23 protein-coding genes are annotated in these 20,933 nt (G+C 63.7%); 14 read left to right on the top strand and 9 right to left on the bottom strand.

What is annotated here, in order from left to right:
• The first annotated feature begins 173 nt into the window (after window positions 1-173).
• Window positions 174-1,070, top strand: coding sequence for a TauD/TfdA dioxygenase family protein (locus ACZXDY_RS35225; RefSeq protein ID WP_464348686.1), 897 nt, complete (start codon window positions 174-176; stop codon window positions 1,068-1,070).
• Window positions 1,071-1,101: 31 nt separating this feature from the next.
• Here the strand turns inward: ACZXDY_RS35225 and ACZXDY_RS35230 are convergent, their stop codons facing one another.
• On the bottom strand, window positions 1,102-1,377 hold the full coding sequence (locus tag ACZXDY_RS35230) for a hypothetical protein (protein ID WP_456641480.1): 276 nt from the start codon (window positions 1,375-1,377) through the stop codon (window positions 1,102-1,104).
• A 180-nt stretch (window positions 1,378-1,557) separates the two neighbouring features.
• Here ACZXDY_RS35230 and ACZXDY_RS35235 point away from each other — a divergent pair, with 180 nt between their 5' ends.
• From ACZXDY_RS35235 to ACZXDY_RS35245, 3 genes are all read left to right on the top strand, one after another.
• Window positions 1,558-2,490, top strand: coding sequence for a Rieske 2Fe-2S domain-containing protein (locus ACZXDY_RS35235; RefSeq protein ID WP_464348687.1), 933 nt, complete (start codon window positions 1,558-1,560; stop codon window positions 2,488-2,490).
• Window positions 2,445-2,894 carry a hypothetical protein gene (locus ACZXDY_RS35240; RefSeq protein ID WP_464348706.1) on the top strand — a complete coding sequence of 150 codons (450 nt, stop codon included), beginning with the start codon at window positions 2,445-2,447 and terminating at the stop codon, window positions 2,892-2,894. The genes ACZXDY_RS35235 and ACZXDY_RS35240 overlap by 46 nt, the downstream gene beginning before the upstream one ends.
• Window positions 2,895-2,991: 97 nt before the next feature.
• Window positions 2,992-3,801, top strand: coding sequence for an N-acetylmuramoyl-L-alanine amidase family protein (locus tag ACZXDY_RS35245; RefSeq protein WP_464348707.1), 810 nt, complete (start codon window positions 2,992-2,994; stop codon window positions 3,799-3,801).
• Between the two features lie 47 nt (window positions 3,802-3,848).
• Here ACZXDY_RS35245 and ACZXDY_RS35250 read toward each other — a convergent pair whose 3' ends face one another.
• Together ACZXDY_RS35250 and ACZXDY_RS35255 are read right to left on the bottom strand one after the other, a co-directional pair.
• Window positions 3,849-5,456: a Na+/H+ antiporter gene (locus ACZXDY_RS35250; protein WP_464348688.1), complete on the bottom strand. Its 1,608-nt coding sequence runs from the start codon at window positions 5,454-5,456 to the stop codon at window positions 3,849-3,851.
• A 107-nt stretch (window positions 5,457-5,563) separates the two neighbouring features.
• A complete protein-coding gene (locus ACZXDY_RS35255) occupies window positions 5,564-5,938 on the bottom strand; it encodes a nuclear transport factor 2 family protein (RefSeq protein WP_464348689.1) in 375 nt (124 codons plus the stop codon).
• A 263-nt stretch (window positions 5,939-6,201) separates the two neighbouring features.
• Here ACZXDY_RS35255 and ACZXDY_RS35260 point away from each other — a divergent pair, with 263 nt between their 5' ends.
• Window positions 6,202-8,013 (top strand): caspase family protein, encoded by a 1,812-nt coding sequence (locus ACZXDY_RS35260; RefSeq protein WP_464348690.1) that lies wholly within the window; start codon window positions 6,202-6,204, stop codon window positions 8,011-8,013.
• Window positions 8,014-8,348: 335 nt separating this feature from the next.
• Here the strand turns inward: ACZXDY_RS35260 and ACZXDY_RS35265 are convergent, their stop codons facing one another.
• Complete coding sequence (locus ACZXDY_RS35265; RefSeq protein ID WP_464348691.1) at window positions 8,349-9,029, bottom strand: DUF1345 domain-containing protein; 681 nt, start codon at window positions 9,027-9,029, stop codon at window positions 8,349-8,351.
• Between the two features lie 219 nt (window positions 9,030-9,248).
• Window positions 9,249-10,169, bottom strand: coding sequence for a polyprenyl synthetase family protein (locus ACZXDY_RS35270; protein ID WP_028169159.1), 921 nt, complete (start codon window positions 10,167-10,169; stop codon window positions 9,249-9,251).
• 184 nt (window positions 10,170-10,353) lie between these two features.
• Here ACZXDY_RS35270 and mtgA point away from each other — a divergent pair, with 184 nt between their 5' ends.
• From mtgA to ACZXDY_RS35295, 5 genes are all read left to right on the top strand, one after another.
• A complete protein-coding gene (gene mtgA / locus ACZXDY_RS35275) occupies window positions 10,354-11,025 on the top strand; it encodes a monofunctional biosynthetic peptidoglycan transglycosylase (protein ID WP_464348692.1) in 672 nt (223 codons plus the stop codon).
• Between the two features lie 88 nt (window positions 11,026-11,113).
• A complete protein-coding gene (locus tag ACZXDY_RS35280) occupies window positions 11,114-11,404 on the top strand; it encodes a ribbon-helix-helix domain-containing protein (RefSeq protein WP_208827522.1) in 291 nt (96 codons plus the stop codon).
• 137 nt (window positions 11,405-11,541) lie between these two features.
• Window positions 11,542-11,700 (top strand): hypothetical protein, encoded by a 159-nt coding sequence (locus ACZXDY_RS35285; RefSeq protein ID WP_464348693.1) that lies wholly within the window; start codon window positions 11,542-11,544, stop codon window positions 11,698-11,700.
• Between the two features lie 252 nt (window positions 11,701-11,952).
• On the top strand, window positions 11,953-12,135 hold the full coding sequence (gene rpmF / locus ACZXDY_RS35290; protein ID WP_007598106.1) for a 50S ribosomal protein L32: 183 nt from the start codon (window positions 11,953-11,955) through the stop codon (window positions 12,133-12,135).
• Between the two features lie 290 nt (window positions 12,136-12,425).
• Complete coding sequence (locus ACZXDY_RS35295; RefSeq protein WP_464348694.1) at window positions 12,426-13,076, top strand: hypothetical protein; 651 nt, start codon at window positions 12,426-12,428, stop codon at window positions 13,074-13,076.
• Between the two features lie 68 nt (window positions 13,077-13,144).
• Here ACZXDY_RS35295 and ACZXDY_RS35300 read toward each other — a convergent pair whose 3' ends face one another.
• Window positions 13,145-13,432, bottom strand: a complete 288-nt coding sequence (locus ACZXDY_RS35300) for a hypothetical protein (RefSeq protein ID WP_464348695.1) — start codon at window positions 13,430-13,432, stop codon at window positions 13,145-13,147.
• A 264-nt stretch (window positions 13,433-13,696) separates the two neighbouring features.
• Between ACZXDY_RS35300 and ACZXDY_RS35305 the strand changes: the two genes are divergently transcribed.
• A complete protein-coding gene (locus tag ACZXDY_RS35305) occupies window positions 13,697-15,385 on the top strand; it encodes a putative bifunctional diguanylate cyclase/phosphodiesterase (RefSeq protein WP_464348696.1) in 1,689 nt (562 codons plus the stop codon).
• Between the two features lie 177 nt (window positions 15,386-15,562).
• On the opposite strand, the gene phaR is transcribed toward ACZXDY_RS35305, so the two are convergent.
• On the bottom strand, window positions 15,563-16,174 hold the full coding sequence (gene phaR, locus ACZXDY_RS35310; protein ID WP_028169166.1) for a polyhydroxyalkanoate synthesis repressor PhaR: 612 nt from the start codon (window positions 16,172-16,174) through the stop codon (window positions 15,563-15,565).
• 318 nt (window positions 16,175-16,492) lie between these two features.
• Here phaR and ACZXDY_RS35315 point away from each other — a divergent pair, with 318 nt between their 5' ends.
• The 3 genes from ACZXDY_RS35315 to yddG all read left to right on the top strand — a co-directional run bounded on the left by ACZXDY_RS35315 (window position 16,493) and on the right by yddG (window position 19,575).
• Entirely contained in the window at window positions 16,493-17,671 is a 1,179-nt protein-coding gene (locus ACZXDY_RS35315; protein WP_028169167.1) for an acetyl-CoA C-acetyltransferase, read from the top strand.
• 175 nt (window positions 17,672-17,846) lie between these two features.
• Window positions 17,847-18,572 carry an acetoacetyl-CoA reductase gene (gene phbB / locus ACZXDY_RS35320; protein WP_464348697.1) on the top strand — a complete coding sequence of 242 codons (726 nt, stop codon included), beginning with the start codon at window positions 17,847-17,849 and terminating at the stop codon, window positions 18,570-18,572.
• 139 nt (window positions 18,573-18,711) lie between these two features.
• On the top strand, window positions 18,712-19,575 hold the full coding sequence (gene yddG, locus ACZXDY_RS35325) for an aromatic amino acid exporter YddG (protein ID WP_464348698.1): 864 nt from the start codon (window positions 18,712-18,714) through the stop codon (window positions 19,573-19,575).
• A 70-nt stretch (window positions 19,576-19,645) separates the two neighbouring features.
• Here yddG and ACZXDY_RS35330 read toward each other — a convergent pair whose 3' ends face one another.
• Window positions 19,646-20,089 carry a cupin domain-containing protein gene (locus tag ACZXDY_RS35330; protein ID WP_464348699.1) on the bottom strand — a complete coding sequence of 148 codons (444 nt, stop codon included), beginning with the start codon at window positions 20,087-20,089 and terminating at the stop codon, window positions 19,646-19,648.
• Between the two features lie 42 nt (window positions 20,090-20,131).
• Window positions 20,132-20,899: a hydroxyacylglutathione hydrolase gene (gene gloB, locus ACZXDY_RS35335; protein WP_464348700.1), complete on the bottom strand. Its 768-nt coding sequence runs from the start codon at window positions 20,897-20,899 to the stop codon at window positions 20,132-20,134.
• Window positions 20,900-20,933 lie beyond the last annotated feature (34 nt).

The following is a 20,933-nucleotide window of genomic DNA, read 5'->3' on the forward strand; positions in this document are numbered from 1 at the left end:
CCTTCAAAACCGGCCTTGAATACTTCCATGCCGTCGCAGTCGGATGGAGCCTCAGAGATCCGTGCATGCCCTAGCGCTTTCGCGGGGACGACAGATAAAGCCGCGGCCTGCGATTGCGCTTCGCCCCATCCCGGCTACGATGCTCCCGACAATAACGATTGGGAGCAACACCCGTGAGCTCGCTGTCCGGCAAGCAAGGTCCCCGCTACAAGCATCTCGCCGACGAGAGCGAGCCCTATGAAACCATCGGCGTCGAAAAGCTGACGCCGATCATCGGCGCGGAGATTTCCGGCGTCGATATCGCGCAGCTCGTCTCCGACGATGCGCGCTCCAATCGCCAGATGGACGAGATCCATCGCGCGCTTGCCGAGAACCTCGTGATCTTCTTCCGCGACCAGCGCATCACGCCGAAGGACCATCTGGCCTTCGGCCGCAAGTTCGGCGAATTGCACATCCATCCCGCCGCGCCGCATGAGGGCGAGGATCCCGCGCTGATGAAGATCTACGCCGACAAGGATTCGCCGCGCGCCAACGGCGAAGGCTGGCATTCGGACGTGTCCTGCGATCTCGAGCCGCCGATGGGCTCGATCCTCTACATCAGGCAGTGTCCGCCGCACGGCGGCGACACGCTGTTCGCCAACATGTATGCGGCCTATGAGGCGCTGTCGGATCGGATGAAGGCCTATCTCGACGGGCTCACCGCGCTGCATGACGGCGAGCCGATCTATCGCGGCCTCTACGCCAATTACGGCGTGGCCGACAAGCCGAGCTATCCCAATGCCGAGCATCCGGTAGTGCGCACGCATCCGGTGACGGGAAGGAAGGCGCTCTATGTCAATCGCGGCTTTACCCGCCACATATCGGGCCTTCCCCGTGACGAGAGCGACGCGATCCTCGCCTATCTCTACCAGCACGCGGAAAACCCGCTGTTCCAGTGCCGCTTCCGCTGGACCGAGAACGCGATCGCGTTCTGGGACAATCGCTGCACCCAGCACCGCGCGATGTGGGACTACTGGCCCCACACCCGATCAGGCACGCGCGTCACGGTGAAAGGCGAGCGGCCGGTGTGACCGTGAATGCGGGACGGCGCGCCGCAACCTATCACGTGCAGAACATCTCGAAGTCGATGCGGATGTCGGCAAGGCTCATCTCATCCTCATCGATCTGGCTCTGTAGTGATGCGATCGACTGCTTGAGCTGCTCGATGAGGGCCGGTTCGGGCCTTGGTTGAGACTCTGCCTTCCTCAGGCTGGCTTCGAGGACGGCGAGCCTGCGCCGTTCGTCGCGGATTCTGATTTCAAGATTTGCGATCATTCGCTTGAAGAGAGCGCATCCGCCACGAACGGCAGTTTCGACTTCGGCTTCCGACGTCGCCATCTGAGCATCCTTTCCTGAACGGGACATGGCAATTCGAACGTCGCTATCATTTTTACCTGAAATTGCGTATGATAAATCTCACAATCTATATGTGTGACACGTTGATGCAGTGCGCGTTGACCGGCGCCTGCGCTTGCGCCAAGCTTCCTCATAACCAAAACAAGAATCGGAGGACGTCCCATGCTTCGCGCGGAAGACAACAGGTTCTTGACCGAAAGCGGGCCGGGCACGGGAATGGGCGAGCTGTTGCGCCGCTTCTGGCTGCCGGTGCTGTTGTCGGAGGAACTGCCGGAGCCCGACAGCGAGCCGAAGAAGATCACAGTCCTCGGCGAGGAGCTGCTCGCCTTCCGCGATAGTCGCGGCGTCGTTGGCGTCATCGACCAATATTGCCCGCATCGCGGCGCCAATCTCTGGCTCGGCCGCAACGAGGAGTGCGGCATCCGCTGCGTCTATCACGGCTGGAAGTTCGACACCGACGGCCACTGCGTCGACATGCCGACCTCCTATCCCGATCTCAACGCCAAGGATCACATCCGTATCAAGTCCTACCCGGTGCGCGAATGGGGCGAGATGATCTGGGCCTATATGGGCCCGGCCGATGCCGTGCCGGAATTGCCGGCGCTGGAGATGGCGCTGGTGCCGCCGTCGCATCGCTACGTCAGCAAGAAGTGGCAGGACTGCAACTGGGTGCAGGCGCTGGAAGGCTCGATCGATACCGCGCATTTCACCTTCGCGCATCTGTCGTTCGAGAAGGAAGAGAACGAGATCCTCGATATCAAGAAGCATTTCGTCAATCCGCTGGTGCGTGTGGCGACCGAGCACATGCGCTGGATCGCCGATGACCCGCGGCCGGTGATCAAGATCAACGCGCACGACGCCGGGCTGACGATCGCAGGCGGCCGCCTCACCGGCTCCGACAACATCTATTGGCGCATCGCCCAATTCCTGATGCCGGTTCACGCCTATGCGCCGAGCGCGATGCCGGGCGAGAACATCTTCGGCCAGAGCTTCGTGCCGGTCACCGATACTGCTGGATCTACACCTACGCCTGGAATCCGCATCGCCCGATCACGCAAGCGGAGCGCGATGCGTATGACCGCGGCAACGGTGTGATCGCCGAGGTCGATGAGAACTATGTGCCGCTGCGCAACAAATCGAACGACTATCTGATCGATCGCAAACTGCAGAGGACCAAGAGCTACACCGGCATCAAGGGCGTCTCCGAGCAGGACGCCGCGGTGCAGGACAGCCAGGGCCCGATCGCCGACCGCACGCGCGAGCATCTCGGGCCGACCGACCTCGGCATCATGCATTTTCGCAAGCTGGTGATGGACGCCGCCCGCGCGCTGCAGCAGGGCGAGGCGCCGCCGCATGTTGCGCGTCAGGACCGTTACACCGTCCGTTCTGGCGCCTGCGTGACCAGCAAGGCGAAGGACCTGACGGCGGTCATGACCGAGCGCTTCGGCGATCCCACGGGCTTCGTCGGCGGTCCCGGCCAGAACGCCGCGGCGGAGTAGGCGGTAACCGTAGCCCGGGTGCAGCGAAGCGAAACCCGGGATGTCTCGCACGCCGATGGACAGATCCCGGATTGCGCTTCGCTGCATCCGGGCTACGATGTTCGCCGTGTGGCGCCACCGTCCGATCATCATGAGTTCGATCATCGTCTTGTCGCTCGTGTCGCCCGACACGCGATATGCCGCATGGTCGCGCGGGAGTGTCAGGGCGGCGCCAAAGACTGCGTCTTCGAAATGCGACCGGTCCAAATTCAAGCTCATCCTGGATGTCGGCCATACCGCCGAAGCGCCGGGTGCGAGGAGCGCCCGCAACATTCCGGAATTCGATTTCAATCTTCGCCTCGCCAAACGTGTCGAGGACAAATTGAAGTCGGAAGGCTTTGCGCAAACCCGCCTCCTGGTGACGGAGGGCCCGAAAAGGCCGAGCCTATTCAAGCGCGCCGGCGCCATCAACAATTCAGGGGCCGATCTCGCCTTATCGATCCACCATGATTCGGTGCCTGATTCCTTTCTCGAAGAATGGGAGTTCGAGGGAACGAAGAGCCATTTCAGCGACCGGTTCAGCGGCTATTCGCTGTTCGTTTCTCACGACAATCCGAAATTCTGGACCAGTCTGAGGTTCGCCCGGTTGCTCGGCAATCGAATGAAGGCGCAGGGCCTGCAATATGCCCGCCAATATGCGCAGGCCGTGATGGGGCGATACCGGCGAAAACTGCTGGACAAGAAGGTGGGCGTCTATCGTTACGACCAGCTCATCGTGCTTATGCGGACCCGCGTGCCCGCGGTCCTGCTTGAGGCCGGCTCGATCATCAACCGGGACGAAGAGTTGGCGATGCAGACGCCGGAACGGCAGGACATGATCGTCACTTCCGTGGTCGGTGCGGTGGAGGAATTTTGCGCCTCGCGGTAGCGCCCCTTGTGCGGTGAAGAGGGCAGGCCGGACAATGGTGCCGCCGACTACAGGGGTATCTTCCGGTATTCGCGGTTCGCGAGGCTAGCCTCTTCCAGGTCGAGATCGCGCTCGATCCGGCGCCGCGTCTCGTCGGTGATCTTGCCGTCGCGGAGCAGGGCGTGGATGAACTTGCGCTCGGTCGCGATCAATTCCCGCGTCAGCTCGGTGCCGTTGGCGGAGACGTCGTGCTTGTCGGGATCAAGCGCGGCCGGAAGCTGGCTGGTGCGGATATGGTGCCGCGCCCGCAGCAGCTTGACGACCTCCTCGGAGAGCTCGCGCTCGTCAACGATGGCATCGAGCGATGCGAGGCCGGCGGCCAGCGCCTGGCGCCTCGCGACAATTTCTGCTTCATGCTCGGCGATAGTCTCGGCGCAGCCGTCCTTGGTGATGTTCAGCCAGCCGACGACCGTGGGCAGGCTCAAGCCAAATCCCACCAGCGTGATGAAGATGACGCCGAAGGCGACGAACAGGATCATGTCGCGGTAGGGAAAAGGCTCGCCGCTCGCGAGCGCAAACGGCAGCGCCAGCGCCGCGGCGAGCGACACCGCGCCGCGAACGCCGACGAAGGCGAGCGTGAATACCCATTGCCAGGGCGGCTGTGGATCGCGCTGCCGCAGGCGCTTGCTCAGGATCCGCGGCAGATAGGTTGCAGGAAATACCCAGGCAAAGCGCGCGATGACGATGACTGCGATCACCAGCGCAGTGGTGGAGAGGATGTCGTCGAGCGGAAATGCCTTCGACTTCTCGTACACCAAGCGCATCTGGAAGCCGGTGAGCAAGAACAGGATGCCTTCGATCAGGTAGATCACCAAGTCCCAGAAGAAGATGCCTTGCAGGCGGGTGGCGGAAGAAATCAGGAGCGGCCCATTCCAGCTCACGTAAAGACCGCAGGCGACCGTGGCGATCACGCCGGAGCCGCCAAAATGTTCGGGCAGCCAATAGGCCACATAAGGTGTGATCAGCGAGAGTGTGATCTCGACCTGCGGATCGCGCGAGTGCTGGCGGGCGCGCAGGCTGAGCCATCCGACGGCGATGCCGAACGCGATCTCGCAGACCACGATGGCTGCAAATTCGCCGGTGGCCTTCGGCAGCGAGAAGGCGCCGGTGGTGATCGCCGCGAGGGCGAAGCGGTAGAGGATCAGCGCCGTGGCATCATTCGCCAGCCCCTCGCCCTCCAGCACGACAAGGATGCGGCGGGGGATGTGGAGCCGCCGCGCGATCGCAAGCGGGGCGACCACGTCGGGCGGCGCCACGATCGCGCCGAGCAGGAACCCGACCTCCCAGGGCAGCCCGATCAGGTAGTGAGTGGCGATCGCTACCGCCGCCGCTGTGAAGATCACGCAGCCGACGGCGAGCAGCACGATCGGACGAAGGCTGTTTTTGAACTCGCGCCAACTCATGGCCACCGCAGCCGTGTAGATCAGCGGCGGCAGCACCAGCAGCAGCACCAATTCCGGCGGCAATTCGATGCTGGGCATGCCCGGCACGAAGGCCAGCGCGATGCCGGCCAGCATCAAGAGGATCGCAGGCGCGACATTGAGGCGCCGCGCCAACAGCGCCGTGCCCGCCAGCACAGCGAGCAGGATCACGAAGGTCTGGAATCTGGCTTCCATGGCCGTCCAAATTGGCCCCGAAGCGCAGGCAAGGTCAATGTGCGTGGACGGCTCGACCGTGCGAGATCGAAAAGAGGGCCGTCCGATCCGCCAACCCTGGGGCGGACTTACTCCCGCAGGTCGTAACGATAGGATTTCGAGACGATCTGCCAGCCGTCCTTCAGTTTCATCGCCACCAGATAATCGGTGAAATAGCGCGGCGGCAATTGGCAGCGGACCTTGATGAAAGCGGTGGAGTCGTCCGAGCGGTCGATGGTGATGATGAAATCCTCGCGCGGCTTGCCTTCGGCCTTGGCCGACGGCCGCTTGCGGACCCGGTCGAGCCAGTCCGGCACGGTCAGCACCTGAAGCTCGCTCTTTTCCACCCAGCGCAGGTCGGCGGAGGGGTGAAACATCGCGCCGAGCTTGTCGGCGTCGCCTTCATAGAGTCCGTCGAAATAGTTCTGCACGACGGCCTCAATGGTCGATCGGTCATGGCTCATGGTTGGTTCCTCCCTCGCGGCATCCTTTGGTGGCCCGGGTGGAGCGTAGCGCAACCCGGGACACCTCCATCGACGGTCACCAGCGCTCCCGGGTTCTGCCTCGCTTCACCCGGGCTACGCGAACCATCACTCGGCTTCGGCTACTAACACGTTATGGGACGGCGGGCACGGGATGGTTCGTGATTTGGCTCACCCCATCCGGCCCCGGCTTCTGATAGGCTTTGCTATCGGATGGAAAAGCCGCGTTTTTTGAAGGTGCGGTAATGAAATCGATTGGATTTCCGGGATTGCATCACCTGGTTCTGGCGCTGTTCCTGCTTCTGATGTGCCAGCCGGCCTTCGCCGAGAAGCGCGTGGCGCTGGTGCTCAGCAATCAGGCCTATCAGAACGTCGCGCCGCTCCCCAACCCCGTCAATGACGGCGCGCTGATCGCGGCGATGCTGAAGGACGCCGGTTTCGACGTGGTGGACTTCCGCCGCGATCTACCGGCGGTCGAGACCCGCCGCGCGCTGCGCGACTTTGCCGATCGTACCCGCGATGCCGAGATCGCCGTGGTCTATTACGCCGGCCATGGCATCGAGGTCGACGGCGCCAATTACCTCATTCCGGTCGATGCGAGGCTGGAACGCGACACCGACGTCTATGATGAGGCGTTTTCGCTCGACCGCGTCCTGATCGCGATCGAACCGGCCAAGAAACTGCGGCTCGTGATCCTCGACGCCTGCCGCGACAATCCCTTTGCCAAGACCATGAAGCGCACGGTGGCGTCGCGCGCGATCGGGCAGGGCCTCGCCAAGGTCGAGCCGACCAGCCCGAACGTGCTGATCGCCTATGCGGCCAAGGCCGGTTCCATCGCCGCCGATGGCGACGGCAAGAACAGCCCCTTCACATCAGCGCTCGCAAAGCACCTCGCGACGCCCGGGCTCGATGTGCGGCGCGCGTTCGGTTACGTCCGCGACGACGTGCTGAAGTCCACCAATAATCGCCAGGAGCCGTTCGTCTATGGCTCGCTCGGTGGGGAGGACGTGCCGCTGGTCCCGGCGCCAGCCAAGGCGGCGCCCGTGCCGAATCCGCAGGCCGATATCCGCCGTGATTACGAGCTGGCGCTGCAGGTCGGCAACAAGAGCGCGCTCAACGCCTTTCTCGCGCAATATCCCGACGGCTTCTATGCGAGCCTCGCCAAACTCCAGCTCGAGAAGATCACAGCCGAGGAAGCCCGCGTCGCCGCCACGGAGAAGGCGCGGGCGGCGGAGCAGGAGCGTGACCGGCTCGCCGCCGAAGGTGCCCAAAAAGCCGAGCAGGCCAAGGCGGCTGCCGACGCCAGGGCCGCTGAACAGGCGCGCATCGCCGCCGAAAAGGCCAAGCAGGTCGCGCAGGAGCAGGCGGCGGTCGCCGAGCAGAAGCGGCTGGCGGCGGAAAAGGCACTGGCCGACAAGATCGCCGCGGATCAGGCGGTCGCCGCGCCCGCGACGACGCCGGTCGACAAGGACAAAGCGGTGGGTGTCGCTGCGCTCAGCACCGGCTCGCCGCAAGCCGACGTCACCAAATCGATCCAGACCGAGCTGCGCCGCGTCGGCTGCCTCACAGGTAGCGCCGATGGCGAGTGGAACGCCGCCTCGCAGCGGTCGCTGACGCTGTTCAATCGCTATGCCGGAACCAGGCTCGACACCAAGGTCGCCAATGTCGACACGCTCGATGCCATCAAGCAGAAATCATCGCGCGTCTGCCCGCTCGTCTGCGAGCACGGCACCAAGGCCGATGGCGATCGCTGCACCCGGATCGTCTGCGGCGCGGGCTCGTTCCTCAATGACGACAATGCGTGCGAGAAGCGGCGCGACAAGAAGCCGGTGGCCAAGCGCGATTCCGGCGATCGGCCGGCGCGGCGCGAGCGGGTGGAAGTGCGCATTCCCCGGCCGATGGCCTCTTCAGGCGGCCGCGGCAGTGGCGGCGGCCAAATGGTCTGCGACCGCGGCGGCTGCCGGCCGGTCGCGCGCGGCTGCCACCTCGAATTCCGCACCACCGCGCAAGGTGGCCCATACGAGGGCGGCGGCGGCAACGTCCAGGTTTGCAATTAGCTTGGCCGAGCCGTCATTGCGAGCGAAGCGAAGCAATCCATGCCTCAGCAAGCGGCGAAATGGATTGCTTCGCTCCGCTAAGAAGAAAGTGAGTTGCAAGCTGCCGGTCATCGTCCCGCGCGGTCATTCCGGGGTACGCGTAGCGTGAGCCCGGAATCCATCTCACCGCGGAGTGCGGCGCCCGATGGATTCCGGGCTCGTCCTTCGGACGCCCCGGAATGACAGCGGTGAGGAGGCGCCTCTGCGCGTCAGTAACGCCCTCCTATTTTCATCAAGCGGGGTTGGCCCTCGGCCGGTGTCAAACTCGCAATGACGCGTGATGTTGCGCGCCGAAGCTAGATCGCGCTCGCCGCGATATTGACCATCAACGCCAGTAGCGCCGTGTTGAACACGAAGGAGATGATGCCGTGCACGGTCGCGGTGCGGCGGATGATCCTGTCGGTGATGCCGACATCGGAGACCTGCGCGGTCATGCCGATCACAAATGAAAAGTAGACAAAATCCCAGTAATCGGCCCCGACGTGCTCCTTGCCGCTCGGAAACTGCAGACCGCCGGGTTCCTTCCCGCGATAATATTCGTGCGCATAGTGCAGCGAAAAGGCGGTGTGGACCAGCGCCCACGATAGCGCGATGGTGACGATCGCGAGTGCCAGCGCTTCCGGGCTGCTTTTGGCGGCGCCGAGCTCGAAGATGATCGCGGCAAGGCTCGCGAAGGCGCCGAGCGCGGTGATGAGCAGGATCAGGAACCGGCCGTCATCCTGCAGGATCGCGTTGCGCCTGATGTAAGCGATGCTGCATTGGAGCATCATCATGAAGGCGAGGGCGAGATATAGCGCGACGAAGATATCCCAGCTCACCACGAGCCGCGTCACCGGACGCAGTGTCTGAGGCAAAAGGAAGAACGCGGCGACGCCCACTGCGATCGAAGTAAAGATGCGTGGCCGCGAATACACCACGCGGACAGCCTTCGGCAGTTTCCGGAAGCGAACAAGGTGGTCCTCGAATTCCTTGCTCATGGTCCGCCCTGGTTGCTCTATTTGGTTGTAACGGTCAGGCCGCTAGCTCGTTCACCTCTCCCGCTCGCGGGGAAGGTCGCCGCGTAAGCGGCGGGTGGGGGCTCTCTCCACACGAAGAGTCTCGCCGCGGCGACACCCTCACCCCAACCCTCTCCCGCAAGCGGGAGAGGGGGCGCAGCTTCGCCTTAGTCGCTCTACCTGATCCGATCCATTGGCACTCTAATTCCTGCGCTCGGCAACGAACCGCGCCGCTGCGCGCAGCACATCGCCCTTCGCTCCGAACACCGACAAAGCGGCATCGGCACGCGCGAGCAGGTCTCGGACGCGCTGCTTGGCGCCGTCGATGCCGAGCTGGGTGACGAAGGTGGTCTTGCCGAGCGCTGCGTCCTGGCCGGTCTGCTTGCCGAGCGCGGCTGCATCGCCCTCGACGTCGAGCAGGTCGTCGGCGATCTGGAAGGCTTCGCCGAGCGCGCGGCCGAAATCGTCGAGTGCCAGATATTCTTTCTCGGAGGACTGGCCGAGGATGGCGCCGGCGATGCACCCGAAGCGGAGCAGCGCGCCGGTCTTCATCTGCTGCAGCCGCGCCACGTCCACCGGCTCGCGGTCGCCGAACCGGCCTTCGCCGGCCAGGTCGAGCATCTGCCCGCCGGCCATGCCGCCGACGCCGGAGGCGCGCGCGAGCGCCCGGGTCAGCGCCAGCCTGACGCCGGCGTCGCGATGGATCTCGTCGCGGGTGATGATGTCGAAGGCGATCGTGAGGAGCGCATCGCCGGCGAGGATCGCTGTCGCGTCGTCATATGCCTTGTGGAGGGTGGGGCGGCCGCGGCGCAGATCGCTATTGTCCATCGCCGGCAGGTCGTCATGGATCAGGGAGTAGCAGTGGATGCATTCGAGCGCGGCCCCCGCCATCAGCGCGGCGTTGCGCGGCACGCCGAACACGGCGGCACTCTCGACCACCAGGAACGGCCGCAGGCGCTTGCCGCCGCCGAGGCTCGAATAGCGCATGGCCTCGATCAGCCGCCTCGGGCGGACGATCTCGTCCTTCTCCACGGTGTCGGCCAAGAGTTTCGCCAGCAGGGCCTCGGTATCGTCAGCGGTCTGGTCCAGCCGCTTGGCGAATTCTGCAGTACCGGTCGTCATTAAGAATTGCTCCAGATCGGATTTCGGGGCGGACAATCGTTGATGGCACCGGCTTCGTCAATTCCGCCGGGCCGAAGCCTGCGCCTTAAAAGCGCTGGAAAAACCGCCAATTGTTGCAGAATCTCATTTGAAACCGGCCAATATTGCCGGCAGCGCCGACCCGCTTTCAGCCGGAACCTCCAATTTGCGCATTGTCCGGATCCTTTTGCTGCTGCTGGTGGCCGTGCTGCTCGTGCCCTACGTGCTGACACCGCTTTACCGATCCGGGCAGCCGGTTTCGGCGCTGATGGCTTGGCGCACCCTCAAGGGCGCGCCTGTCACCCGGCAATGGGTCGATTTCAACGCGATCTCGCCGTATCTCCCCCGCTCCGTGGTGGGAGCGGAGGATTCGAAGTTCTGCAGCCATCGCGGCATCGACTGGGACGCGCTGCAGGATGCGATCGACGATGCCGAGGATGGCGAGCCGGGCCGGGGCGGCTCGACCATCACCCAGCAGGTCGCCAAGAACCTGTTCCTGTGGCCGGGCCGCAGCGTGGTCCGCAAGGCGCTGGAACTGCCGCTCGCCATGTGGATCGATTTCGTGCTGCCGAAGCAGCGGATCCTGGAAATCTATCTCAACATCGCCGAGCTCGGCCCGTCCGGCCAGTTCGGGGCCGAGGCCGGTTCCCAATACGCATTCGGCCGTTCCGCGGCGACTTTGTCGCCGCGCGAGGCCGCGCTGCTCGCGGCGATCCTGCCCAATCCGGTCAAGCGCAGCGCCCGCAATCCCGGCCCCGGCGTACGCCGCCTGAGCGCAACCTATATGGCCCGCGCCAGCGCGGTGCAGCGCTGCTGGAGCGAAAGCCGCGGATTCTGAGTTCCGCTGCGTTGGGCGCCCGGAACCATGGTTGCCCATAGGGAGCAAGCAGTAGTAAGATTTGCTCCCACGAGTTGAAGGAGCTCTCATGGCATCGGTCGAGAAGGTGAGCGTCGCACTGACGAACGAGCAAATTTCAGCGCTCAAGGCCGCAGTAGAGGCGGGAGAGTACGCCACCACGAGTGAGATCGTGCGCGAGGCGGTGCGGGACTGGCAATTGAAGCGTGAACTGCGCCAGGAAGATATCAGGCGGCTTCGGCAGATGTGGGATGATGGCGTCGCCAGTGGCTCCGCCGGCGAGCTGGATATGAAGAAGCTGCGGGAAGAGGCCCGCGAGCGGTTAGAGAGTGTGAAGAAAGCCTCCGGCAATGCCGACTGAGCTGGTCTGGTCGAACCAGGCACGTACCGACCTGCTGGACATCTACGTCATGATCGGGCTGGAACAGCCCGCTGCCGCGCTATTGGGATCGCATCGAAGCCAAGGCGGAGCTGCTGAGGTCGCAACCAAGGATGGGTATGCGTCGGTCGGATCTTCGACCATCGATGCGCATGCTGGTCGAGGCCCCTTATCTGCTGCTCTACCGCACCGATCCGGACACCGATGAGGGTCCGATCGGCACGGTCGAAATCATCCGCGTCGTTGATGGGCGTCGGGACCTGCATGGCCTATTCTAGATAGGACGTCGCGCGCGGAAACTGATAGTAAATGATCATGTTTTGTTCCCGCGGAGGCGGAGCGGCCCAGCCTCGCTTGCCCGCAAGCTGAGAGGCGGCATGGCGACGCAATCTGGTCGCGGTAATCGCGTCAGGCCCTAGCTTTACGCCATCCCTTCCTCTATAAGCGCGACCTTATCGGCATCGCAGTCGCTCTTGACGCGCGTCCTTAATTTCGGACGGATGCCTCCGCTACACCCCTAGAGGACCGTTATGGCTGTTCCCAGAAGAAAAACCTCGCCGTCGCGCCGTGGCATGCGCCGTTCGGCGGACGCGATCAAGAAGCCGACCTACGTCGAGGACAAGGATTCCGGCGAACTGCGTCGCCCGCACCACCTCGATCTCAAGACCGGCATGTACAAGGGCCGGCAGGTCCTGAAGAAGAAAGAATCCTGATCCCCGCGGGATCGGAGAGCATTTGGATCCCCGGCTCTGAAAGCAGGGCCGGGATCACGATTGATTGGGCCGCCTGAAATCGGCCAATGAGTGCGATCAGACGGTCCGCCCCGGCGCGTCGGGCGTGATCCGGGAAGAGTGGCACCGGTTCTTCCCTCGCGACAAACGCGTAGCGTTTGCGCGGAAGTCATGCTCAAACAATCAAATCAGGTCATGATCCGATTCAATCTGATCGAATCACGATCTCAGGGCGTTTCGCTCCTGGTTTCCTTCGCTAAGGCCTCGCTCGCATGGTCGGTTTTCCGCTGCTGCTGATTCCGCTCGCGGTCTACAACATCATCGTCTTCCTGATGCCCGGCGTATCGCTGGTCGATCCGCTGGTGACGGTGCCGCTGATGTCGGGGGCGGAGTGGCCGATAACGCTGAGCGACATCCTGCTGGCGCTCGGCATCCTCCTGCTGTTGCTCGAAGTCATCAAGGGCGCGCGACCGGGCGCCAAATTCGTGATGGATCACTTGCTGTCGCTGATCGTGTTCGGTGCGGCAGCCGCCGAATTCGTGCTGTGGCCGAAATTCGGCACCTCGACCTTTGCTCTGCTGAGCTTGCTGGCATTGGCGGATTTCATCTCCGGGATCGCGCTTCGTACCCGCCGTCGTGCGGCGATCGCGCCCGCAACACGGGTGCAGCAAATCGAGCCGGAGCCAGCCCCGCTGCCGCAACCCGCGCCGGCGCCAACTCCCCAGCCGGCTCCCGCGCCGGCGCCGCAGCCGGCTCCACCACCCGCAGCCTCAACGACGTCAGCGAACACGGTGCCGCCGGCGGCATCGGTCGCGGAATCAGTGCTGCAGGATCATTCCAAGCCGACGCAGGCGCAACCCGCGGTCGCCTCCCCGGACCTGCAGCCAAGCCGCAATCCGCCGACTGAACCGGAACAGCGCTGAGCTCCGGATTCTTGTTTTGACGCGTTTTCTTTACGCGAACCGGTTTCCACTTTCGCTCGAAAACGCTCTTAGATGATCTGGCGCGTGCGGCGCGCGACGCCGCGCCGTTCCTGCGGATGGGCGCCATAGGCCATCTGCGCATCCGCCAGCGAGCCGCGCCGCAGCGGACGAGTCTCTGGCGCCAGCGCCGCAGTCGCGATCAGTTGGGTCACGAAGCCCGCGTCGGGCCGTGGCAGCGGCTGCTTGGACACGTAGTGCAGGGATTCGGTCAGCGGGACGAGTTCAGCCGAGGCGGCGGCGGCGCCGGTCAAAACCTCGCCGTCCAGCACTTGCCTTGATTCGCCGGCTTCCGGCATCGCTGATCCCGCTCGATTGTCACGTTTCGGGACGCTGCCATCCCGTTGGCCTCGAACTCGCAAGGTCCATGCCGGTGCACGGGCTTTTGTTCCCGATGGCGGCAAAACGTGGTTTCCAGATTATTTATGAACTTTACCTAAGGTCTGAGCGGAAACAGAGGCACACTCCGGGCTCGGAATCACTTACCCACTGTCACGTGCGTCCACCTGTATCCAACTGGCCGTGTCCTGAATTGGCCGTGTCCTGAAACGAGGCGACAGCAGATGCCTTCCATCCCGCCAGCCGCCGACATCCTGGCTTCGCTCGGCCAAGTCACCTTTGTCTGGGATATTGCCTCCGACGCGCTCGTCTGGAGCGACAATGTGGCCCTGGTTTTCCCCGATCTCCCGGCGGAGGCGATTGCAAGCGGCGCCGCATTTTCAAGGCTGATCGAGCCATCGCGCGCGATCCGCGGCGATGCGTTCGGCCAACCCGCGCCGCTCCGTAGCGGCGAGGGCATGCCTTACCGGATTGAGTACGGCGTGCGGGCCAATACCTCGGCGCCCGTGATCTGGATCGAGGAAACCGGCTGCTGGTTTGCCGGACCCGACGGCCGGCCAGTGCGCGCCCAGGGCGTGATCAGGATCGACAATGAGCGTCATGCCCGCGACGAGCAGCTCGTGAAGCTGTCGCGGCACGATCCGCTCACCGGCGAACTCAACCGCACCCATCTGATCGCCGCGCTCGCCGAGGCGATCGAGGAGGCTGCACGCTTCCGTTCGTCCTGCGCCTTCATGCTGATCGGCATCGACCATCTGGCGCGCATCAACGACGCCTTCGGCTTCGACGTCGCTGACGCCGTGATCGCGGAGATCAGCAAGCGCATCCGCGCCCGCCTGCGCGGCGGCGACGTGCTCGGGCGTTTCTCCGGCAACAAGTTCGGGCTGATCCTGCGCAACTGCACCGTCGACGATGCCAATGTCGCCGCCGAACGTTTTCTCACGGCCGTGCGGGAGGAGATCGTGCCGACCAAGTCGGGCCCCGTCTCGGTGACGGCGTCGATAGGCGCGGTCAGCGTGCCCCGCCACGCCCGCAGCGCCGACGAGGCGATCAACCGCGCCCAGGAGACGCTCGATACCACCAAGAGCCGCCGCGCCGGCTCGTTCCTGCTTTGGAAGCCGAATGTCGAGCGCGACGCCCAGCGCCGCGTCAACATCCGCGTCACCGACGAGATCGTCACCGCGCTGAACGAACGTCGCATCGTCGTGGCGTTCGAGCCGGTGGTCGAGGTGCAGTCGCGGCAGCCTGCCTTCTACGAGTGCCTGGTGCGCATGCAGCAGGAGGACGGGCGGGCATTGTCGGCGCCCGACATTGTGCCGGTCGCCGAGCGTCTCGGCCTGATCCGGCTGGTCGATCACCGCGTGCTCGAGCTTGCGGTGGCCGAGCTTGCCGCTTCACCCGAGGTTCAGCTCAGCCTCAACATCTCGCCGGATACCACGATGGATCCGGACTGGCTCTCCGGAATCGAATCGCTGATGGCCGCGCATCCCGGCGTCGGCGAGCGGCTGATCGTCGAGATCACGGAGACGGTGGCGATCAGCAATCTCGACGAGGTGCGCGGATTCGTCACGCGGTTGAAGAATTTCGGCAGCCGGATCGCGATCGATGATTTCGGCGCCGGCTACACCTCGTTCCGCAATCTGCGCAAGCTCGGCGTCGATATCGTCAAGATCGATGGCGCCTTCGTGCAGAACATCGCGCATTCCGCCGACGACCGCGCTTTCGTGCAGACACTGCTCGACCTTGCGCGCCGGCTCGGCATCAAGACGGTCGCGGAATGGGTGCAGGATGAAGCGTCCGCGGTGATGCTGCGCGAATGGGGCTGCGACTATATCCAGGGCCGCCTGATCGGATTGGCCTCGCCGACGCGGCCATGGCACACCGCGGATAAGGCGATGCCGGCGGCTGGTTAGTCGGTCAATTTGGGTTGGCTGTCATTCCGGGGCGATGCGACAGCATCGAGCTATGATGTGCAATTTGCACATCAGAGAATCCATTCATCCGCTCGCGCAAGTGATTCAATAGATTCCGGGTCTGCGCCTTGCGGCGCATCCCGAAATGACGAACTCAATTGCCGACTTCAGAAGAGCCTACTCTTCCTTCTTCGTCGCCGTCGTCGTCTCGCGCGACATCCGCTCGAGGCGCTCCTGCATCTCCTTCATCTGGCGGCGCAGGTCGTCGATGTTGTCGTCATCCGGCGCCGGCTCCGGCACTTTCTCGGGCTCGGGCGTTGCGGTTCCCGTGCGCGGCGGCACGAATGGCTTGAACATGGAGAAGGTCTGCTGGAACAGCTCCATGTTGCGCCGAACCTGTTCCTCGAGCGGGGCGAAGGGAGTTCCGCTCAGCGTGCTTGCGATTTGCTTGCGGAATTTCTCCTGCTCTTTCGTCAGCGTCTCGATCGACTGCTCGAGATATTTCGGCACCACCATTTGCATGCTGTCGCCGTAGAACCGGATCAACTGCCGCAGGAAAGTGGTCGGCAACAGATTCTGGCCGGCCTTGTTCTCCTGCTCGAAGATGATCTGCGCCAACACCGATCGGGTGATGTCGTCACCGGTCTTGGCGTCGTAGACGAGGAAATCCTCGCCTTCCTTCACCATCGCGGCGAGATCCTCGAGCGTCACATAAGTGCTGGTTCCGGTATTATAGAGCCGCCGGTTGGCGTACTTCTTGATCGTGGTCGGGTGTTCTGATTTTGCCATGGGGCTCACACATCAACACCAGGAGGGGACCCTTTGCAGCATTGCTGCAGGGGTGATGCACACGCATCGCAGCAAAGGTAAGCATTTTCAAAGCAGTTCGGCAACGATTTGTGCGCCACGGTTAATTCCAAAGCATAGTTATTGCTCAGGAAAGCTCCAACGGGGTCAATTTAAGTGCGCCGCGACAGGATTTGGCCGTCTGGCCGATTGACATGCCTCAAGGAGGTTAACAGGATGAGACCGAAAGATAGGCCCGCGTCCGGCCGCCCGCCCGCCGCCAAGTTACCCAGGCCAAACATCAAGCTCTAGGAGATGCCCATGTCAGACGATGTCGTCATCGTCAGCGCCGCCCGCACCCCGGTCGGCAGTTTCAACGGTGCTTTCGCCAACACTTCCGCCCATGACCTCGGCGCCATCGCCATCAAGGCGGCGCTGGAGCGCGCGGGCGTCGAGCCGGGCCGCGTGTCCGAAGTCATCATGGGTCAGATCCTGACCGCAGCCCAGGGCCAGAACCCGGCCCGCCAGGCCTCGATCGCCGCCGGCATCCCGGTGGAAAGCCCGGCCTGGGGCGTCAACCAGCTCTGCGGCTCGGGCCTGCGCTCGGTCGCGCTCGGCTACCAGGCGCTGGTCAATGGCGATTCCGACATCGTCGTCGCCGGCGGCCAGGAATCCATGAGCATGGCCCCGCATGCGCAGCATCTGCGCGGCGGCGTCAAGATGGGCGGGCTCGAGCTCGTCGACACCATGATCAAGGACGGCCTGTGGGACGCCTTCAACGGCTACCACATGGGCAACACGGCTGAGAACGTGGCGCGGCAATATCAGATCACCCGCGCCCAGCAGGACGAGTTCGCCGTCGCCTCGCAGCAGAAGGCCGAAGCCGCGCAGAAGGCCGGCCGGTTCAAGGACGAGATCGTCCCCGTCACCATCAAGACCCGCAAGGGCGATGTGGTCGTCGACGCCGACGAATATCCGCGCCACGGCGCCACGCTGGACGCAATGGCCAAGCTCAAGCCCGCCTTCGAGAAGGACGGCACGGTCACCGCCGGCAGCGCTTCCGGCATCAATGACGGCGCCGCCGCCGTGGTGCTGATGACGGCCAAGCAGGCCGCCAAGGAAGGCAGGACGCCGCTCGCGCGCATCGTCTCCTGGGGCCAGGCCGGCGTCGACCCGAAGATCATGGGCACCGGCCCGATCCCGGCTTCCCGCAGCGCACTGAAGAAGGCCGGCTGGAGCATCGGCGATCTCGACCTGATCGAGGCCAACGAGGCGTTCGCGGCGCAGGCCTGCGCCGTCAACAAGGACCTCGGCTGGGATACGTCCAAGGTCAACGTCAACGGCGGCGCGATCGCGATCGGTCACCCGATCGGCGCGTCCGGCGCCCGCGTCCTCGTGACGCTGCTGCACGAGATGCAGAAGCGCGACGCCAAGAAGGGCCTCGCCACGCTGTGCATCGGCGGCGGCATGGGCATCGCGATGTGCGTTGCACGCGACTGAACAAGAGGCAACATGCCGGGTTGAATGATGAAAAGATCGTCTGTCAACCGCAGTGCAAGCTGTTAAGAGAATGCCCGGCCTCGTGCCGGGCATTTTGCATTTTGGAGCATGACTTAAATTTCAAAAGACCGGCACAATGTCGGCCTAGAAAAAAATGACGAAGGAGGAGACGGACATGGCACGTGTTGCATTGGTAACAGGCGGGACGCGGGGCATCGGCGCTGCGATCAGCAAGGCGTTGAAGGCGGCCGGCTACAAGGTCGCGGCGACCTATGGCGGCAATGATGCCGCGGCGCAAAAATTCAAGGAAGAAACCGGCATTCCCGTTTACAAATGGGACGTCGCCTCGTTCGAGGCCTGCGCTGCCGGCGTCAAGCAGGTGGAGGCCGAGATCGGCCCGATCGACGTTCTCGTCAATAACGCCGGCATCACCCGCGACACCGCATTCCACAAGATGACGCTGCAGCAGTGGAACGAGGTGATCAACACCAATCTCGGCTCGCTCTTCAACATGACGCGCCAGGTGATCGAGGGCATGCGCGCCCGCAAGTTCGGCCGCATCGTCAACATCTCCTCGATCAACGGCCAGAAAGGCCAATTCGGCCAGGTCAATTATTCCGCGGCCAAGGCCGGCGACATCGGCTTCACCAAGGCGCTCGCGCTTGAGAACGCCAAGGGCGGCATCACCGTGAACGTGATCGCGCCCGGCTATATCAACACCGAAATGGTGCAGGCGGTGCCGAAGGACGTCCTGGAGAAGAACGTGATCCCGCAGATCCCGGTCAACCGTCTCGGTGAGCCCGAGGAGATCGCGCGCGCGGTGCTGTTCCTCGCCGCCGACGACGCCGGTTTCATCACCGGCTCGACGCTCACCGTGAACGGTGGGCAATATCACGTGTGAGGCACACGTTCGCCTCGGCGACAAGTCTCAGTGAGTCGTCATGCCCGGGCTTGTCCCGGGCATCTTCGTCCTTATAACGCACGCCAGCAATGAAGACGTGGATGGCCGGGCCAAGCCCGGGCATGATGGAAACCTTTCGATGACTCCCCGCACCGCTACCCTGATCGGCCTGACCGCGATCATCATGTGGTCGCTGCTCGCTGTGCTCACGGTCGCGACCGGCAAAATCCCCGCCTTCCAGCTCGCGGCGATGACGTTCGCGATCGGCGCGCTGGTTGCTTTCGCGACCTTCATCTTTCGTCCCTCCGCATTCGCTGCGCTGAAGCAGCCGCTGGCTGCCTGGGTCGTCGGCGTCGGTGGCCTGTTCGGCTATCACGCGCTGTATTTCCTGGCACTGCGTTTTGCGCCGCCCGCGGAAGCTGGATTGTTGAGCTATCTCTGGCCGCTTCTAATCGTGCTGTTTTCTGCGTTCCTGCCGGGCGAGCGGCTCGCGCCGCATCACATCGTTGGTGCCAGCTTGGGGTTCGTGGGAACGGTGCTGCTATTCGGCGGCAACACCAGCGGATTCGCGCCTGGTCAGATTCCCGGCCTTGCCGCGGCATTTGTCGCGGCCTTCGTCTGGGCAAGCTATTCGGTGATGTCGCGCTGGCTCAAAGCGGTGCCGACGGATGCGGTGGCCGGCTTCTGCCTTGTCACCGCGCTGCTCGCGGCGATCGTGCACAGGATAGTCGAGACGACGGTGTGGCCCGAGACTTCTGGGCAATGGCTTGCAATCGCAGCGCTTGGCGTCGGTCCGGTCGGCGCCGCCTTCTTCACCTGGGACATCGGCATGAAGCGTGGCGATATCCGTGTGCTCGGTGCGGCCTCCTACGCAACGCCGCTGCTTTCCACCGCGTTCCTGATTCTTGCCGGCTTCGCGCAGCCGACGGCCGCGATCGCCATCGCCGCCATCCTGATCGCCGGCGGCGGCCTCTTCGCCGCGAAGGATATGTGGAAAAAGTAGGGTCGACAAAGCGCAGCGTGCCCACTGTACACGGCACGCTGCGCTTAGCCCACCCTACGACGTTACCAAGCTAATTGGGCTTCCAGCCTTTCGGCGCGAGCTCAAACTTCGCGAACTCGAACGCCGGCGCAACGGTGCATCCGACCAGGGTCCAGTCGCCGGTACACTCCGCCGCCTGCCATGCATGCGCCGGCACGATCGCCTGCGGCACTTCGCCGGCGGTGAGATCGGGGCCGAGACGAATCTCGCGCTGTCCGCTCGCATCGGCGATCCGCAAGGTCAGTGCATCGCCAGCGTAATAGTGCCAGATCTCCGCCGCATCGACGCGATGCCAATGCGAGCGCTCGCCGCGTCCGAGCAGGAAATAGATCGCAGTCGAGCGCGATCGTCCGCTCGCATCCTTCTCACTATCGCGAAACGTCTCGCGATAGTGGCCGCCCTCGGGATGCGGCTTCAAATCAAGCTGCGCAATGATGTCGGCGGCAGTCGGCTTTGACATATCTTCTTTGAGCATGATCTTTTCGGAAAACCGGTTCCCACTTTTCCGGATCATGCTCTAGGACTTGTTCTTGCGCTCGCGCAATTCGCCGAACACCTGGGCTCCGTCGGCGCCCTTCATGTGCAGTTTGGCGGCCACCGCCGGCTCGTCGGCGCGCAGGAACACGTTGGCTTTCTTCTCCTCGCCAAGCAGCGTCGGGATCGTCGGCTTGTTCTCCGCGCGCAGCCGCGTCACTTCCTCGGCGCGGGCGTTCAATGCCGGATTGTCTGATTCCACTGTCAGCGCGAACTTGACGTTGGCGGCGGTATATTCATGCCCGCAATAGAGGCGGAAATCGTCCGGCAGCGCGCGCAGCTTGAGCAGCGAATCCCACATCATCGGATAATTGCCCTCGAACACCCGGCCGCAGCCGATCGAGAACAAAGTGTCGGCGGCAAACACCGCCTTCTCGCCGTCGAACACATAGGAGATGTGGTCGAGCGTGTGGCCCGGCGTCTCCAGCACCCGCGCGAGCAGGCTGCCGACCTTGATCACGTCGCCGTTGGCGGCGCGCAGGTCGACATTGGCGATCGCCGCGGTCTTGTCGTGCGGCGCGACGACGCGGCAACCATATTTCTGTTTCAGTTCGGCAACCCCGCCGACATGGTCATGATGATGATGGGTGATGAGGATGTCGGTGAGATTCCAGCCCTCGCGCTCCAGCGCCGCGATGATCGGGCCGGCTTCCGGCGCATCGATCGAAGCGGTGGCCTTGGTGGCGGGGTCGTGGATCAGATAGCCGAAATTGTCGGTCAGGCAGGTGAAGAGACGGATTTCCGCAGTCATGGTATCTCCCGCGAACGGCCAAGCGTTATTGTTT

Source organism: Bradyrhizobium sp. LeoB3 (genome assembly GCF_055456055.1).